General features: G+C 71.8%; 16 protein-coding genes. 4 read left to right on the plus strand and 12 right to left on the minus strand.

Annotated elements, in window-relative coordinates; genetic code table 11:
- Positions 1-18: 18 nt before the first annotated feature.
- The 8 genes from hisF to hisD are packed head-to-tail and all read right to left on the minus strand — an operon-like array spanning position 19 to position 5,737.
- Positions 19-774: an imidazole glycerol phosphate synthase subunit HisF gene (gene hisF / locus KVT44_RS34365; protein ID WP_099923147.1), complete on the minus strand. Its 756-nt coding sequence runs from the start codon at positions 772-774 to the stop codon at positions 19-21.
- Positions 771-1,184 carry a RidA family protein gene (locus KVT44_RS34370; protein ID WP_067363809.1) on the minus strand — a complete coding sequence of 138 codons (414 nt, stop codon included), beginning with the start codon at positions 1,182-1,184 and terminating at the stop codon, positions 771-773. The genes hisF and KVT44_RS34370 overlap by 4 nt, the downstream gene beginning before the upstream one ends.
- Entirely contained in the window at positions 1,181-1,906 is a 726-nt protein-coding gene (gene priA / locus KVT44_RS34375) for a bifunctional 1-(5-phosphoribosyl)-5-((5-phosphoribosylamino)methylideneamino)imidazole-4-carboxamide isomerase/phosphoribosylanthranilate isomerase PriA (RefSeq protein WP_075026365.1), read from the minus strand. Before priA ends, KVT44_RS34370 begins: the two co-directional genes overlap by 4 nt.
- On the minus strand, positions 1,903-2,550 hold the full coding sequence (gene hisH, locus KVT44_RS34380) for an imidazole glycerol phosphate synthase subunit HisH (RefSeq protein ID WP_190170192.1): 648 nt from the start codon (positions 2,548-2,550) through the stop codon (positions 1,903-1,905). The genes priA and hisH overlap by 4 nt, the downstream gene beginning before the upstream one ends.
- Positions 2,541-2,705 (minus strand): hypothetical protein, encoded by a 165-nt coding sequence (locus KVT44_RS34385; protein ID WP_165854115.1) that lies wholly within the window; start codon positions 2,703-2,705, stop codon positions 2,541-2,543. The genes hisH and KVT44_RS34385 overlap by 10 nt, the downstream gene beginning before the upstream one ends.
- Positions 2,706-2,709: 4 nt before the next feature.
- On the minus strand, positions 2,710-3,303 hold the full coding sequence (hisB, locus tag KVT44_RS34390) for an imidazoleglycerol-phosphate dehydratase HisB (protein WP_121416432.1): 594 nt from the start codon (positions 3,301-3,303) through the stop codon (positions 2,710-2,712).
- A complete protein-coding gene (locus KVT44_RS34395; protein ID WP_217571224.1) occupies positions 3,300-4,415 on the minus strand; it encodes a histidinol-phosphate transaminase in 1,116 nt (371 codons plus the stop codon). The genes hisB and KVT44_RS34395 overlap by 4 nt, the downstream gene beginning before the upstream one ends.
- Positions 4,412-5,737, minus strand: coding sequence for a histidinol dehydrogenase (gene hisD, locus KVT44_RS34400; protein ID WP_217571226.1), 1,326 nt, complete (start codon positions 5,735-5,737; stop codon positions 4,412-4,414). Before hisD ends, KVT44_RS34395 begins: the two co-directional genes overlap by 4 nt.
- A 174-nt stretch (positions 5,738-5,911) precedes the next feature.
- Here hisD and KVT44_RS34405 point away from each other — a divergent pair, with 174 nt between their 5' ends.
- The 4 genes from KVT44_RS34405 to ybaK all read left to right on the plus strand — a co-directional run bounded on the left by KVT44_RS34405 (position 5,912) and on the right by ybaK (position 9,961).
- A complete protein-coding gene (locus KVT44_RS34405; RefSeq protein WP_217571228.1) occupies positions 5,912-7,489 on the plus strand; it encodes an oxidoreductase in 1,578 nt (525 codons plus the stop codon).
- 183 nt (positions 7,490-7,672) lie between these two features.
- On the plus strand, positions 7,673-8,692 hold the full coding sequence (locus KVT44_RS34410) for a hypothetical protein (RefSeq protein WP_217571244.1): 1,020 nt from the start codon (positions 7,673-7,675) through the stop codon (positions 8,690-8,692).
- Positions 8,693-8,703: 11 nt separating this feature from the next.
- Positions 8,704-9,444: an LON peptidase substrate-binding domain-containing protein gene (locus KVT44_RS34415; protein WP_217571229.1), complete on the plus strand. Its 741-nt coding sequence runs from the start codon at positions 8,704-8,706 to the stop codon at positions 9,442-9,444.
- Between the two features lie 13 nt (positions 9,445-9,457).
- The gene (gene ybaK, locus KVT44_RS34420) at positions 9,458-9,961 is read left to right on the plus strand and encodes a Cys-tRNA(Pro) deacylase (protein ID WP_054231469.1); all 504 of its coding nucleotides are present in this window, start codon (positions 9,458-9,460) and stop codon (positions 9,959-9,961) included.
- 472 nt (positions 9,962-10,433) lie between these two features.
- On the opposite strand, the gene KVT44_RS34425 is transcribed toward ybaK, so the two are convergent.
- The 4 genes from KVT44_RS34425 to KVT44_RS34440 form a co-directional block, all read right to left on the minus strand.
- Positions 10,434-11,099 carry an AAA family ATPase gene (locus KVT44_RS34425; protein WP_217571230.1) on the minus strand — a complete coding sequence of 222 codons (666 nt, stop codon included), beginning with the start codon at positions 11,097-11,099 and terminating at the stop codon, positions 10,434-10,436.
- A gap of 34 nt (positions 11,100-11,133) precedes the next feature.
- A complete protein-coding gene (locus KVT44_RS34430) occupies positions 11,134-11,931 on the minus strand; it encodes an ABC transporter permease (RefSeq protein WP_254650296.1) in 798 nt (265 codons plus the stop codon).
- A gap of 163 nt (positions 11,932-12,094) precedes the next feature.
- Positions 12,095-13,117, minus strand: coding sequence for an ABC transporter ATP-binding protein (locus tag KVT44_RS34435; protein WP_179858139.1), 1,023 nt, complete (start codon positions 13,115-13,117; stop codon positions 12,095-12,097).
- Positions 13,118-13,284: 167 nt separating this feature from the next.
- On the minus strand, positions 13,285-14,490 hold the full coding sequence (locus KVT44_RS34440) for an NYN domain-containing protein (protein ID WP_308314188.1): 1,206 nt from the start codon (positions 14,488-14,490) through the stop codon (positions 13,285-13,287).
- Between the last annotated feature and the right edge of the window lies 1 nt (position 14,491).

Below are 14,491 nucleotides of genomic sequence, written 5' to 3' on the forward strand. Positions count from 1 at the left end.
CACCGCTGACGTCCGACGTCAGCGAACGGGGCGCCCCGCCTCCCGCAGCGCCTCCTTCACCTGGCCGATCCGCAGATCCCCGAAGTGGAAGACGGACGCGGCGAGCACCGCGTCGGCGCCCGCGGCGATGGCGGGCGGGAAGTCGGCGAGCCGGCCCGCGCCCCCGCTGGCGATGAGCGGCACGGTGACGTGCTTACGGACGGCCTCGATCATCTCGATGTCGTAGCCGTCCTTCGTGCCGTCCGCGTCCATCGAGTTGAGCAGGATCTCGCCCGCGCCCAGCTCGGCGGCCTGGTGCGCCCACTCGACCGCGTCGATGCCGGTGCCCTTGCGCCCGCCGTGCGTGGTGACCTCGAAGGTCCCCCCGGGAGTGCGCCTGGCGTCCACCGACAGCACCAGCACCTGCCGTCCAAACCGCTCCGCGATCTCCCGGATGAGCTCGGGCCGGGCGATCGCGGCCGTGTTGACCCCGACCTTGTCGGCGCCCGCCCGCAGCAGCTTGTCGACGTCCTCGGCGGTGCGTACGCCGCCGCCCACGGTGAGCGGGATGAAGACCTGCTCGGCCGTGCGGCGCACCACGTCGTAGGTGGTCTCACGGTTGCCCGAGGACGCGGTGATGTCCAGGAACGTCAGCTCGTCGGCGCCCTCGGCGTCGTACACCTTGGCCATCTCGACGGGGTCGCCCGCGTCACGCAGGTTCTGGAAGTTGACACCCTTGACGACCCGGCCGTTGTCCACGTCCAGGCAGGGGATGACTCGTACGGCAAGGGTCATGCTGCGGACACTCCGTCTTCTCCGCCGGAGCGGAACGCCTCCACCTCGACCTCGACGACCAGTCGCGAGTCCACGAAGCCGGAGACGATGATCATGGACGCGGCGGGGCGGACGGTGTCGAACAGCTCCTTGTGGGCGCGTCCGACCTCCTCCACGTCCCGGGCGTGGGTGATGTACATGCGCGTACGGACGACGTCGTCACGGCCGAGGCCGAGCTGCTGCAACGCGGCGAACGCGGCGTTGAAGGAGTTGACCGCCTGTTCGTACGGGTCGCCGTCGACGATCGCTCCGTCGATCACGGAGGTGCAGCCGGCGACCAGCACCAGGCCGTTCGGCAGCTCCACCGCGCGGGAGTAGCCGAAGGCGTCCTCCCAGGGCGCGCCGGTCGTGACACGTCGTACGTCGCTCACTTGGCTACCGCCTCCAGGGCCTCTTCCAGGGTGAACGCCTTGGCGTAGAGGGCCTTGCCGACGATGGAGCCCTCGACGCCCAGCGGCACGAGCTCGGCGATGGCGCGCAGGTCGTCCAGGGAGGAGACCCCGCCCGACGCGACCACCGGGCGGTCCGTCGCGGCGCACACCTTGCGCAGCAGCTCCAGGTTCGGGCCCTGCAGCGTGCCATCCTTGGCGATGTCCGTGACGACATAGCGCGCGCAGCCCTCGGCGTTGAGGCGCTCCAGCGTCTCGTAGAGGTCGCCACCGTCGCGGGTCCAGCCGCGGCCGCGCAGCGTCGTGCCGCGTACGTCGAGACCGACCGCGATCTTGTCGCCGTGCTCGGCGATGACCTTGGCGACCCACTCGGGGGTCTCCAGGGCGGCGGTGCCGAGGTTGACCCGGGTGCAGCCGGTGGCGAGGGCCGCGGCGAGCGTGTCGTCGTCGCGGATGCCGCCGGACAGCTCGACCTTGATGTCCATGGCGCCGGCGACCTCGGCGATCAGCTTGCGGTTGTCGCCGGTGCCGAACGCGGCGTCCAGGTCGACGAGGTGCAGCCACTCGGCGCCCGAGCTCTGCCAGGCGAGGGCGGCCTCGAGGGGGGAGCCGTAAGAAGTTTCCGTCCCGGACTCGCCGTGCACGAGCCGGACGGCCTGGCCGTCGCGGACGTCGACGGCGGGGAGGAGTTCGAGCTTGCTCACAGTGTTCCGATCCAGTTGGTGAGGAGCTGGGCTCCGGCGTCGCCGGACTTCTCGGGGTGGAACTGCGTGGCCCACAGGGGGCCGTTCTCGACGGCCGCCACGAAGGGCTTGCCGTGCGTCGACCAGGTCACCAGGGGGGCGCGCAGCGCCGGGTTGCCCACTTCCAGGGACCAGTCGTGGACGGCGTAGGAGTGCACGAAGTAGAAGCGCGCGTCGGCGTCGAGGCCCGCGAAGAGCTGGGAGCCGGCCGGGGCCTCGACGGTGTTCCAGCCCATGTGGGGCACGATGTCGGCCTGGAGCGGCGCGACCGTGCCGGGCCACTCGTCGAGGCCCTCGGTCTCCACACCGTGCTCGATGCCGCGCGCGAAGAGGATCTGCATACCGACGCAGATGCCCATCACCGGGCGGCCACCGGACAGACGGCGGCCGATGATCCAGTCGCCGCGGGCGTCCTTGAGGCCCTTCATGCAGGCGGCGAAGGCGCCGACGCCGGGCACCAGCAGCCCGTCCGCGTTCATGGCCTTGTCGAAGTCACGCGTTATCTCGACCTCGGCGCCCGCGCGCGCGAGGGCACGCTCGGCGGAACGCACGTTCCCGAAGCCGTAATCGAAGACGACGACCTTCTTAGGAGCGGTCAATTCCACACCTCCAGCCTCATGACGCCCGCGATCAGACACATCGCGGCGCCGAAGGAGAGCAGCACGATGAGACTCGCGGGCATCTTCTGCTTGACGAAGGAGTAGACACCGCCCAGGAGGAAGAGCCCGACGACGATGAGGATGGTGTTGAGGCCTGTCATGGCTTTACAGCGCGCCCTTCGTGGAGGGGAGGATGCCGACGGCGCGCGGATCGCGCTCGGAGGCGTACCGCAGCGCCCGGGCGAGCGCCTTGAACTGGCACTCCACGATGTGGTGCGCGTTGCGCCCGTAGGGCACGTGCACGTGCAGCGCGATCTGGGCCTGGGCGACGAAGGACTCCAGGATGTGCCGGGTCATCGTCGTGTCGTACTCGCCGATCATCGGCGCCATGTTCTCGGGCTCGGTGTGCACGAGGTACGGGCGGCCCGACAGGTCGACGGTCACCTGGGCGAGGGACTCGTCCAGCGGGACCGTGCAGTTGCCGAAGCGATAGATGCCCACCTTGTCGCCGAGTGCCTGCTTGAAGGCGGCGCCGAGCGCGAGGGCGGTGTCCTCGATGGTGTGGTGCGAGTCGATGTGCAGGTCGCCCTCGGTCTTCACGGTCAGGTCGAACAGACCGTGCCGGCCGAGCTGGTCGAGCATGTGGTCGTAGAAGCCGACGCCCGTCGACACCTCGACCTTGCCGGACCCGTCGAGATCGATCTCGACGAGGACCGACGTCTCCTTGGTCGTCCGCTCCACTCTTCCGACGCGGCTCATGCGCTCTGCTCCTTCTTCAACTCACGGACCGCGTCCAGGAACGCGTCGTTTTCGGCCGGGGTGCCGGCGGAGACCCGCAGCCATCCCGGTACGCCGTTGTCCCGGACCAGGACGCCCCGGTCGAGGATCTTCTGCCAGGCCTCGTGGGAGCCGCCCTCGCCGTCGAATCGCCCGAACTGGACGAAGTTCGCGTCGGACTCGGTCACCTCGTACCCGATCGCACGCAGTTCGGCGACCAGGCGGTCCCGCTCGGTCTTCAGCTGCTCGACGTACCCGAGCAGCGTGTCGGTGTGCTCCAGGGCGGCCAGGGCGGTGGCCTGCGCGACGGCCGACAGGTGGTAGGGCAGCCGTACGAGCTGGACCGCGTCGACGACCGCGGGGTGCGCGGCGAGATAGCCGAGGCGCAGTCCTGCCGCGCCGAACGCCTTCGACATCGTCCGCGACACGACGAGATTCGGCCGGCTTTCGATCAGCGGCAGCAGCGAGTCGCCGTGGCTGAACTCGATGTACGCCTCGTCGACCACGACCATGGACGGCCTGGCGGCCTGCGCGGCCTCGTACAGCGCGAGGACCGTCTCACGCGGCACCGCGTTGCCCGTGGGGTTGTTGGGGGTGGTGATGAAGACGACGTCCGGGCGGTTCTCGGCGATGGCGCGTGTGGCGGCCGCCAGATCGATCGTGAAGTCCTCGCCGCGGGGGCCCGAGATCCAGGCCGTGCCGGTGCCGCGCGCGATGAGCGCGTGCATCGAGTACGAGGGATCGAAGCCGATCGCCGTACGGCCGGGGCCGCCGAAGGTCTGCAGCAGCTGCTGGATGACCTCGTTCGAGCCGTTGGCCGCCCAGACGTTCTCGACGCCGACCCGGTGCCCGCCGGTCCTCGTCAGGTACTTGGCCAGCTCCGTACGGAGCTCCACCGCGTCGCGGTCGGGGTAGCGGTTGAGGTTGCGGGCGGCCTCGCGGACCCGCTCGGCGATCCGCTCGACGAGCGGCTCGGGCAGCGGGTACGGGTTCTCGTTGGTGTTCAGCCGTACGGGCACGTCGAGTTGGGGCGCGCCGTAGGGGGACTTGCCGCGCAGCTCGTCCCGTACGGGAAGATCGTCGATACCGGTCACTTGCTCTCTGGAACCTTCCACCCGAAACGAGCCTTGATCGCCGCCCCGTGGGCCGGCAGGTCCTCCGCCTCCGCGAGCGTCACCACGTGGTGCGCCACCTCGGCGAGGGCGTCGCGCGTGTAGTCCACGATGTGGATCCCGCGCAGGAAGGACTGGACGCTCAGCCCCGAGGAGTGGCAGGCGCAGCCGCCGGTGGGCAGCACGTGGTTGGAGCCCGCGCAGTAGTCGCCCAGCGACACCGGCGCCCAGGCGCCGACGAAGATCGCGCCCGCGTTCTTCACCCGGTCGGCGACGGCGGCAGCGTCCGCCGTCTGGATCTCCAGGTGCTCGGCGCCGTACGCGTCGACGACCCGCAGGCCTTCGTCCACGCCGTCGACGAGGACGATCGCGGACTGCCTGCCGCTCAGCGCGGGGACGATCCGGTCCTCGATGTGCTTGGTGGCCGCGACCTGCGGCTCCAGCTCCTTCTCGACCGCCTCCGCCAGCTCGACGGAGTCCGTGACGAGGACGGCGGCGGCGAGCGGGTCGTGCTCGGCCTGGCTGATCAGGTCGGAGGCCACGTGCACCGGGTCGGCGGTCTCGTCCGCGAGGATCGCGATCTCGGTGGGACCGGCCTCGGTGTCGATGCCGATCCTGCCCGTGAAGTAGCGCTTGGCGGCGGCGACCCAGATGTTGCCGGGCCCGGTGACCATGTTGGCCGGGGTGCAGGACTCGGTTCCGTGCGCGAACATCGCGACGGCCTGGGCGCCGCCGACCGCGTACACCTCGTCGATGCCGAGGAGGGCGCAGGCGGCGAGGATCGTGGGGTGCGGGAGGCCCCCGAACTCCTTCTGCGGCGGGGAGGCGAGCGCCATGGAGGCGACTCCGGCCTCCTGCGCCGGAACCGCGTTCATGATCACGGACGAGGGGTAGACCGACCGTCCACCGGGCGCGTAGAGACCGACGCGCTCGACCGGCACCCACTTCTCGGTGACCGAGCCGCCCGGCACGACCTGGGTGGTGTGCGCGGTGCGGCGCTGCTCGCGGTGGACCAGGCGGGCGCGGCGGATGGACTCCTCCAGGGCCGCGCGCACGGCCGGGTCGAGCTGCTCCAGGGCCTCGGCGAGGGCCTGGGCCGGAACCCGCACGGATTCCAGCTGCACCCCGTCGAATTTCTCCGCGTAGTCGATCAGCGCCGCGTCGCCACGATGATGCACGGCCTCGCAGATCGGACGCACCTTCTCCAGGGCGGCCGATACGTCGAAGTCGGCTCGGGGCAGCAGGTCGCGCAGGGCGGAGCCCTCGGGGAGGGCGTCGCCGCGCAGATCGATTCGGGAGATCACGGTCCCAATTCTCTCAGACGGCGATAAGGCGCCGGACGCCTGTATCAATGGCTGATACAAGCCGTCCCAGGCTCCCCCTGGAGATCTCCGTCACCAATAGCGTTCGGCCCGTCACACAGCGGGCATGAACGGCTGTACGAAACCCGCGAGTAGCTGGGGAGGGAGGGGCGTGACGTGACCGAGGGTGCCGGCATCCGCGGTGGGGACCTGCCGGACGAGTTGACCGCCGCCGAGGCCGGGATGTGGCAGGCCTTCCGCAACGGCAGCGTGTACGACCTGCGCAGCGGGGACATGACCGTGGACGACTCGCACGGCGGCCATCCCTGGGGGCCCGAGCGCAGTGTCCGGGCCCGGATCGTGGCATGGCTGCTGCTCGACGGGCCGCCCGCCCTCCAGGGCCGGGTCGCCTCCCTGAAGCTGACCGGCGTGCGGATCACGGACGTTCTCGATCTCGCGGGTGGCACGGTGGTGCCGTACGTCGAGCTGAAGGGCTGCCGGTTCGAGAAGGAGATCCTGCTGCCGGAGGCGCACTTCACGACCGTACGTCTGGTCAACTGCTCGGTGCCGCGCCTGGAGGCGGCCCGGGTGCACACCGAGGGCGATCTGCATCTGCCCCGCTGCCGCTTCCACAACGGGGTGCGGCTGACCGACGCGCACATCGGTACGGATCTGCTGCTCAACCAGGCTGTGGTCTACCGGGACCGGCGCGGCCGCTCGCTCACCGGCGACGGCATGACCGTGGGGCAGGACCTGCAGGCCGAGATGCTGGAGTCGCACGGCGAGCTGAGCCTGCGCGGCGCCACCGTCGGTGTCTCGCTCAGCCTGCGCGGCAGCAAGCTGAACAACCCGTACTCGCGGCTCGCCCTGAACGCTCCCCAGCTGACCGTCAACCGCACGCTCTACATGACCCCCGCAGGCCTCGGCAATCCCCTGCTGACCAGCGGCACCACCCCGGCGCGCGGGACGCTGGTGCAGCGCTTCGAGTGCCAGGGCGGGATCCGCCTCGACGACGGACGGTTCGGGGACGCCCTCGACTTCGAGCAGGCCCGTTTCACCTTCGACGACGACCAGGAGCTGTCCCTGCTGCGGGTGCAGACGCCCGAGCTGCGCTTCCTCGGGGAGCGCCCCGAGCGGGGCAAGGTGGTCCTGTCGGGCGCGCGGATCGTCAATCTCGTCGACCGGGCCGACAGCTGGCCAGGCCCGGGCAACCTCCACATGGGCGGCTTCAGTTACGAGAACCTCGTACCGCAGGGAGGCTTCCCGCTGACCCGGCGCCTGGAGTGGGTGGCGGCGGCGACCGCGGAGTACAGCCCGGAGCCGTACGAGCGGCTGGCCACCGTGCTGCGTGACTCCGGGGAGGACGAGGACGCGCGCGAGGTGCTGCTCGCCAAGCAGCGCCGCCGCCGCGAGACCCTGCCGCTCGCGGCCAAACTGTGGGGGTACGCGCAGGACTGGACGGTCGCCTACGGGTACCGGCCCGGCCGGGCCGCCCTGTGGATGGCGGTGCTCTGGGCGGCGTCCTCGATCGCCTTCTCGCACGCGACCCACACCCCGGCGAACGGCGGGCATCCGCCGTGGAACGCCGCGCTGTTCGCCCTCGACCTGCTGCTGCCGGTGATCGACCTCGGCCAGGCGGACGTCTGGCAGCTGCGCGGCGCCTGGCAGTGGCTGGCCGCGGTGGTGATCCTCCTGGGCTGGATCCTGGCGACGACGGTGGCGGCGGGGGCGACGCGGCTGCTGCGCCGCAGCTGAGGGGCCTGATGAGGCCTGGTGGGGCGGCATCCGGCCATACTGTTGACAGGTGTTCAATAGTAGAACAACAGTCACTTTTTACCCACCCTTGACCATCTGACATACAACCAAACGAGGGTTACGAAAGTGTCACCGCGCACCCTCTGGTACAGCTCCGACCTGCGGCTTTCAATGGTCGACACCATGGCACTGCTGCGCGCGTTCATCCGTACGGCCCGGATGGTCAAGAACACTTCGCGCCTCGCCGCCGGACTGCCCGCCGACGACGAGGTACTGCTGGACGCCCCGGACGAACGGCTCGGCCCGGCCCTCGTCGCGGCGGCCCGCGGTGAGTACGACATCGCGGCGAAACTGCTCGCCGCCACCCGCGAGGCCGCCGAGTGGGAGAACCGCGACCGCTACGCGAGGCGCCTCGCCGCCTTCGCGCGCACCCGCGACGAATGGCTCCAGACCTGGCAGAGCGAGTCCCCGCACGACCCGGACGCGCTCCTGGTCAAGGCCGAGCTCGCGGTACGCCGCTGGTGGGAGTCGCCCGCCCGCGCCGAACTGCTGCGCGAGGTCGGCCCGCTGATCGCCGCCGCCGCCGAGGGCGACCCGCGCGACCCGGTGCCCTGGCGGATCGCGCTCGACCACGCCCGTGGCACCAACGCCGGGCACACCGAGTTCGAGAAGCTGTGGGCCGAGGCCGTACGCCGCTCCCCGCACCACTACGGCTGCCATGTGGCCGCCCTGAAGTACCTGTCGGCCGCCTGGTACGGCTCGCACCGCGAGTGCTTCGACTTCGCCGAGCGGGCCGCTCAGGACGCGCTGCCGGGCTCACTCGTACAGGCGCTTCCGGTGCGCGCGGCCTTCGCCTATCTGACCGAGGGCGGCCGGGCCGTCATCCCGCGTGAGCGGCTCGACGAGGCCGCCGACCTCGCGATCGCGGTCTCGGCGGCCTACGCGCCCGCCGACCCGTGGCCCGCGGAGGTGCGCAACCTCCTCACCTACGTCCTGATCAGGCTGGAGCGCTGGCAGGACGCCCTGGACCAGCTCCGCATGATCGGCCCGTACGCGACCTCGTTCCCCTGGGACCGGGTCTCCGACGACCCGCTGGGCCAGTTCCTGGAACTGCGCGACGGAGTCCGCCTGGAGGTCGCCTCGAACATCCCCCTCCATCCACGGAGTGAGCACGGCGGACGTGCTCGCTCCGGAGACCATTAGGCTTTCGCGTCGTGACCACCGTCCGGCTCCCGCTCTTCCCCCTGAACTCGGTACTGTTCCCGGGTCTCGTGCTTCCCCTGAACATTTTCGAGGAGCGCTATCGCGCCATGATGCGCGAACTGCTGAAGACCCCCGAGCACGAACCGCGCCGGTTCGCCGTCGTCGCCATCCGCGACGGCTACGAGGTCGCGCGCACCGCACCCGGCATGCCGGACCAGACGGCGCTGCCGCAGCGCGGTCCCGCGGCCGGGTTCGGCGACGACCCGCTCAAGGCCTTCCACGAGGTGGGCTGTGTCGCGGACGCGGCCACCATCCGGGAGCGCGCCGACGGCAGTTTCGAGGTACTGGCCACCGGCACCACGCGGGTACGGCTCCTGTCGGTGGACGCCTCCGGCGCGTTCCTGACGGCCGAACTGGAGGAACTTCCGGAGGAACCCGGCGAGGAGGCGGGCGCGCTCGCCGAGGGCGTCCTGCGGGCCTTCCGCCAGTACCAGAAGCGGCTGGCGGGCGCCCGCGAACGCTCACTGTCCACCGGTGCGGACCTGCCGGACGACCCGGCGGTGGTCTCCTACCTGGTGGCGGCCGCCGTGATGCTCGACATCCCGGCCAAGCAGAAGCTGCTCCAGGCTCCCGACACGGCCACCCGCCTGCACGAAGAGCTGAAACTCCTGCGCGCCGAGACCGCCATCATCCGTAATCTGCCGTCGTTGCCTGCGGCGGAACTGACGCGCAACCCGACAAGTCTCAACTGAAGGCCTCGACACCTTGGCGAAGAAGTCGAAGAAGCAGCAGCAGTCCGGGGGTACGCCCGCGACGGTGGCCCTGACGGCGGCGGGCGTCGCGTACACGGTCCACGCCTACGAGCACGACCCGGCGCACCCCTCCTACGGCGAGGAGGCCGCCGAGGCGATGGGCGTCTCCCCCGACCGCGTCTTCAAGACCCTGGTCGCGGACGTGGACGGCTCCCTCGTGGTCGCCGTGGTCCCCGTCGCGGGCTCCCTGGACCTGAAGGCCCTGGCCACGGCGGTGGGCGGCAAGCGCGCCGCCATGGCCGACCCGGCGGCCGCCGAGCGCACCACGGGCTATGTCCGCGGCGGCATCTCCCCCCTGGGCCAGCGCAAGAGACTCCGTACGGTCCTGGACGCCTCGGCCCACCACCACGCCACGATCTGCGTCTCGGCAGGCCGCCGGGGCCTTGAGGTGGAGCTCGCCCCCGACGACTTGGCGCACCTCACGGAAGCGGTGTCCGCGCCGGTCGCCCGTGCGTGACCCCTCGACGGATGCGTCGTCCTGCGTTAAGCACGAGAGGCATGTCGAAACGAACCCGCAAACGCAAGTGGCGCACGAAGAAGGGCCGCTCGAACCACGGCCACCGACCTCCATGACCCACGCGCCCGGCCCCCCGAAGTCGCTCGACTGACGGCCGGCGGGCGCTGAGCGCGCAGTACCCCGCGCCCCTGGGGCGGGGCTTCGCCCCGCATCTCCGGCCCGTCCGGCAGCGGAGGACGAGCCCGGAGGCCGATCCCCCAGCCAGCCCGTATGTCCAGCCCGTCCGGCGTCTGAGAACGAGGCCGAACCCCGATGCCCCGGCCGGCCCGCATCTTTCAGCCCGTCCGGCGTTTGAGGACGAGCCCTTCGGGCGATGCGGGGGTCCAGGGGGCGCAGCGCCCCTGGCGGGGTTGAAGGGGCGGAGCCCCTGGGGATGGGACGGGTAGGGGCGGCGGGGGCGAGGAAAGGCGGTTCAGACCGTCGGAGGCTGCGGTGGGGTCGGAGCCCCGTACGGGCTCGCGTAGGGATCCGGGTCCCGGGGACCGAACAACGCGGTCAGGCCGAGATGAACCACCAGCCCCGCCAGGGACCACGCCAGCAACGCCCCCTTCGCCCCGAGCTTCAACGGCGCGGAGAACGTCACCCCCTTGCCCACAGCCTTGGCGTGGGCGACCACGTTCTGCGTCGGCCCGAGCCAGATCCCGACCCGCCAGGCGAGCAGCGACCCGAGCAGACCCCCCACCGCCAGCGCGACAACGAGCGGCACACCCCCACGCCGCCGCACCAGAAACACCACCACCGCACTGACCGCACCGAACGCCAGCGCGAGCAGCGTGAACGTCCCGTCGACCCCGATGGCCTGCTCACCCTCGGTGTCCTTCAGATACACCGCGCTGTCGTCCGCGATCAGCGGCACATGCGGCGCCAGCCACCACCACAGCACACCGAGCAGCACGCCCGCGACCACCATCGCCACCGTGACGACGGCGGCGTCCCGCAATTCGATCTTCATCCCGGGCCCGTCCTGTTCGTACCCGACGGTCCCCGCGACACCCCCGGCGGGCGGAGCCTGCCAGGCATGGGCGTCGTCGGAGGGCGGTTGATGCGGCGGCGGAGGCGGAGTCAGCGGTGCGGTCACACTGACATCGTGCCAGGCCCGGCTGTCAGCCGCGTCACCGGACGGCCGCCCGGCGGTACGCCCAGGTCGCCACCGCCAGCGAGGCCACCCCGACACCCGCGCAGACGGCGAGGTCACCGACGACGAAGGCCCAGTCGGGGTGCGCCCCGAAGCTCCGCGCGAAGGCCTCGACGCCGTAGGTGGAGGGCAGCAGATCACGGCCGTACTGCACCACCGTAGGCAGCCGGTCCGCCGGCAGCACCCCGAGCAACAGCGCCGCCGACATCCCCAACTGTCCGAGCAGCGTGGCGAGTTCGGGCCGAGGCGCAAGCAGTCCGAGCGCCGCCCCGAGCCCGGCGAGCGCGGCGCCCGCGAGCGGGATCACCGCGAGGAGCACCCACAGATGCGCCATCGGCAGCCCGAAGAGGACGCAGCCGACGACGGCGGTGACCACGGTCCCGGGCACGGTGAAGGAGGCGTACGCGCCCGCGGCACCGAGCACGACGGCGGCCGGCGGCACCGGCAGGGTCGCGTAGTGGTCGAGCCCGCCGCCGGCCCGCAGCTGTCCGAAGTACTGGGCCAGCAGGTTGAGCCCGACGAAGGCGACGACCAGGACCGACGCCCCGGCCACGATGGACCGGGCCTCGCCGCCGCCGTCCACCACGCCTCGCATCATGACCATGATGCCGACGGACTGGACCGTGGCGACGAACAGCAGCGGAATCCGCGCCACGCGCGCGCGGGAGAGCTGGGCCCGGTACATGGCGGCGAGGGAGGGCCACAGCCGCGCCCGCGGCCCGAGTTCGGCGGCGTCACCGGCGTCCTCGGCCACGGACAGCGCACTGCCCGGCAGCGCCTCAGCGGGTACGACACTCACGTCGAGCTGCTCCTCTTCACTCCGGCAGCCGTCCTGTTTCCGACGCCGATTCCCACGCCGCTTCCCACGCCGATTCCCACACCCACGACGCCCCTCCCCGTCCGTACAGACTCCCCTACGGATTCCAGACCCCGCGCGCTCACGCCTTCACCAACCCCTGCGCATTGCCGCCGAGCGCGAGGTACACGTCCTCCAGGCTCGGCGTGGCCAGCGTGAAGTCGTCGAGCGCGGCGAACGCGGCGCCTCCGGTGACCGTGGCGACGGCCGCGCGGGCCTCCTCCGGGGCGAGCCGCAGAGTCCAGCGGCGGCCCGACTCGACGGCCCGGGCGCGCAGCGCGGCGACCTCGGGCACGTCCAGCGGGGCGCTCTCGCGCCAGACGAGTTCGACCCGCACCTCGCCCGCGACCCGCTCCTTCAGCCCGGCCGGCGTGTCGCAGGCGATGACGCGGCCCCGGTCGAGGACGGCGACCCGGTCGAGCACGGTCTCGGCCTCGATGACGTTGTGGGTGACCAGCAGCACGGTCGCGCCGTGCTCGGCCCGGCGCCGGTCGACGGCGGACCACACCGCCCGCCGAGCCACGGGGTCCATGCCGGTGGTCGGCTCGTCGAGGACGAGCAGCGGCCGCCGCCCTACCAGCGCGGCGGCGAAGCAGGCCAGCCGCCGCTGGCCGCCGGACAGCTTCTTCAGGGGGCGGGAGGCGATCGGGGTGAGGCCCAGCTCGTCGAGCACGGCGTCCCGCTCGGCCCGCGCCTCGCGCAGTTCGAGCCCGCGCAGCCGCCCGGTCGTCTCGGCGGCCAGCGACACGGTCAGCTCGTCGAGGGCGGTGGACTCCTGTCCGAGGTAGGCGAGGATGCGCGCCGCCCGCTCGGGGTGACGCACGATGTCGTGCCCGAGGATCTCGACACTGCCGCTGTCGGGGCGCATGAGCCCGGTCAGCTGGCGTACGAGGGTGGACTTCCCGGCGCCGTTCGGCCCGAGCAGGCCGAAGATCTCGCCACGCCGGATGTCCAGCCGTACCCCGTCGGTGGCCCGCACCTCGGGCGTACCGGGGCTGCCACGGCGTCCGCGGACCGCCGGGTAGGTCTTGGTCAGCGCGCGCACCGAGCACACGACATCGCCCCTGTGCCCGTTCCGGACTGCCTGTGCCGTGCGCGTACTCACGAAGGACGAGCCTACGGGGTCCGATGCCCCGTTATGCGCCCGGGGCCCTCGCCTCAGCCGGTCCACGAGCCGTCCTGGCCCGGGTCTCAAAGGTCTGGCGCGTCGAAGAAGCGCCCCCACCCACCCGCACCCAAGCAGCGCACCCGGGGTCCAACCGCTCCCCCGACTCACTCCCCGGCAGGGGCATGCTCCGCCGCCGTACGCACATCGATCTCCCGCCAGAACCCCGCCCTGATCGCATACCGGTCGTGCTCGTCGATCTGGTCGTCCTTGTGGGCGAGCAGCCCGAAGCGCGCGGCGTAACGCAGCAGCTCGCCGTCCACCCGGTGCGGTACCCGCGGGTACATCGTGGACAGCTTCTGCAGATGGCTCGGGTCGGTGAGCCGCTCCATCCAGCGGCGCGCGAAGACCTGCCCCACCTCGTACGGATCGCCGCCGACCGTGGTGATGTCCTCCTCGCGGTCGGCCCAGCGCTGCTCGGCGGAGGTGAGCTGGGCGAGCGTGGGCAGCGCGGCGGCCTCCGTGGACTCCGTGGCGCCCCCGGGGCGTTCGATCCACCCCTTGTCGGACGACCACCGCAGCGTCGCGCTCGCGGGGTGCTGGGGGGCCTGGACGCCCGGTGCGCGCAGTGCGGCGAGGTCCTTCGGCGTGGGCACGCCCTTGGGGGCGGGAACCCGCTCCTCGGCCCCGTTCTGCGACTCGGCGACGGGGCTGTGCTCCGCGGCCTCGGAGGGCCGCTCGGCCGCACCGGCGAGCGACGAGTCGGGCAACGGCGCGGAGAGGATCGCGGCGATCTCGGGGCGCGGCACGGGCTGCGGCGCACAGATCCCGCCGAGGTCCTTGGCCCGTACGGCCTTGGTGATCCACGCCCGGTCCAGCACCCGGCGCTCGTCGGCCTCGGCGACCAGGTCCTCGGACTGGTTGTAGTCGCCGTCCGCGGCCTGCACGGCCCACAGGTGTACGGCGACGCCGTGCTCCTTGGCGGCCATCATGCCCGGCAGCAGGTCCCCGTCGCCGGTCACCAGGACCACGTCGGAGCAGGCGCGGTTGCGAGCCAGCTCGGTCAGCTCGGCGTGCATGGCGGCGTCGACGCCCTTCTGCGCCCACCGTCCGTCGCTGCGGGTCAGCGCGCCGAGGCGCACCGTGACCCGTGGCATCACGCGCAGCCGGCGGTGCTCCGGTTGCGGTACGCGGTCGGGGGCGCCGTCGAACCAGTAGATGCGCAGCAGGGGCCGCTCCGTGTCGGACTCGGCGCGCTCGCGCAGGCCCTGGATGAGGGCGGCGTGGTCGACGGTGATCCGGGATCGCGAAGGCTCCCCGGCGAGGAGACTGGCAGCAGCCCCGAGCAGATACCCGGCGTCCACCAGGACGATG

The organism is Streptomyces sp. GbtcB7 (assembly GCF_019091445.1).
Lineage (GTDB): Bacteria > Actinomycetota > Actinomycetes > Streptomycetales > Streptomycetaceae > Streptomyces > Streptomyces mirabilis.

Bases quoted from the DNA above. Each gene is read 5' to 3' on its own strand.
- KVT44_RS34385 (WP_165854115.1), bottom strand. From the start codon at position 2,705: ATGACAGGCCTCAACACCATCCTCATCGTCGTCGGGCTCTTCCTCCTG.
- hisF (WP_099923147.1), bottom strand. From the start codon at position 774: ATGACCCTTGCCGTACGAGTCATCCCCTGCCTGGACGTGGACAACGGC.
- hisB (WP_121416432.1), bottom strand. From the start codon at position 3,303: ATGAGCCGCGTCGGAAGAGTGGAGCGGACGACCAAGGAGACGTCGGTC.
- KVT44_RS34410 (WP_217571244.1), top strand. From the start codon at position 7,673: ATGGCACTGCTGCGCGCGTTCATCCGTACGGCCCGGATGGTCAAGAAC.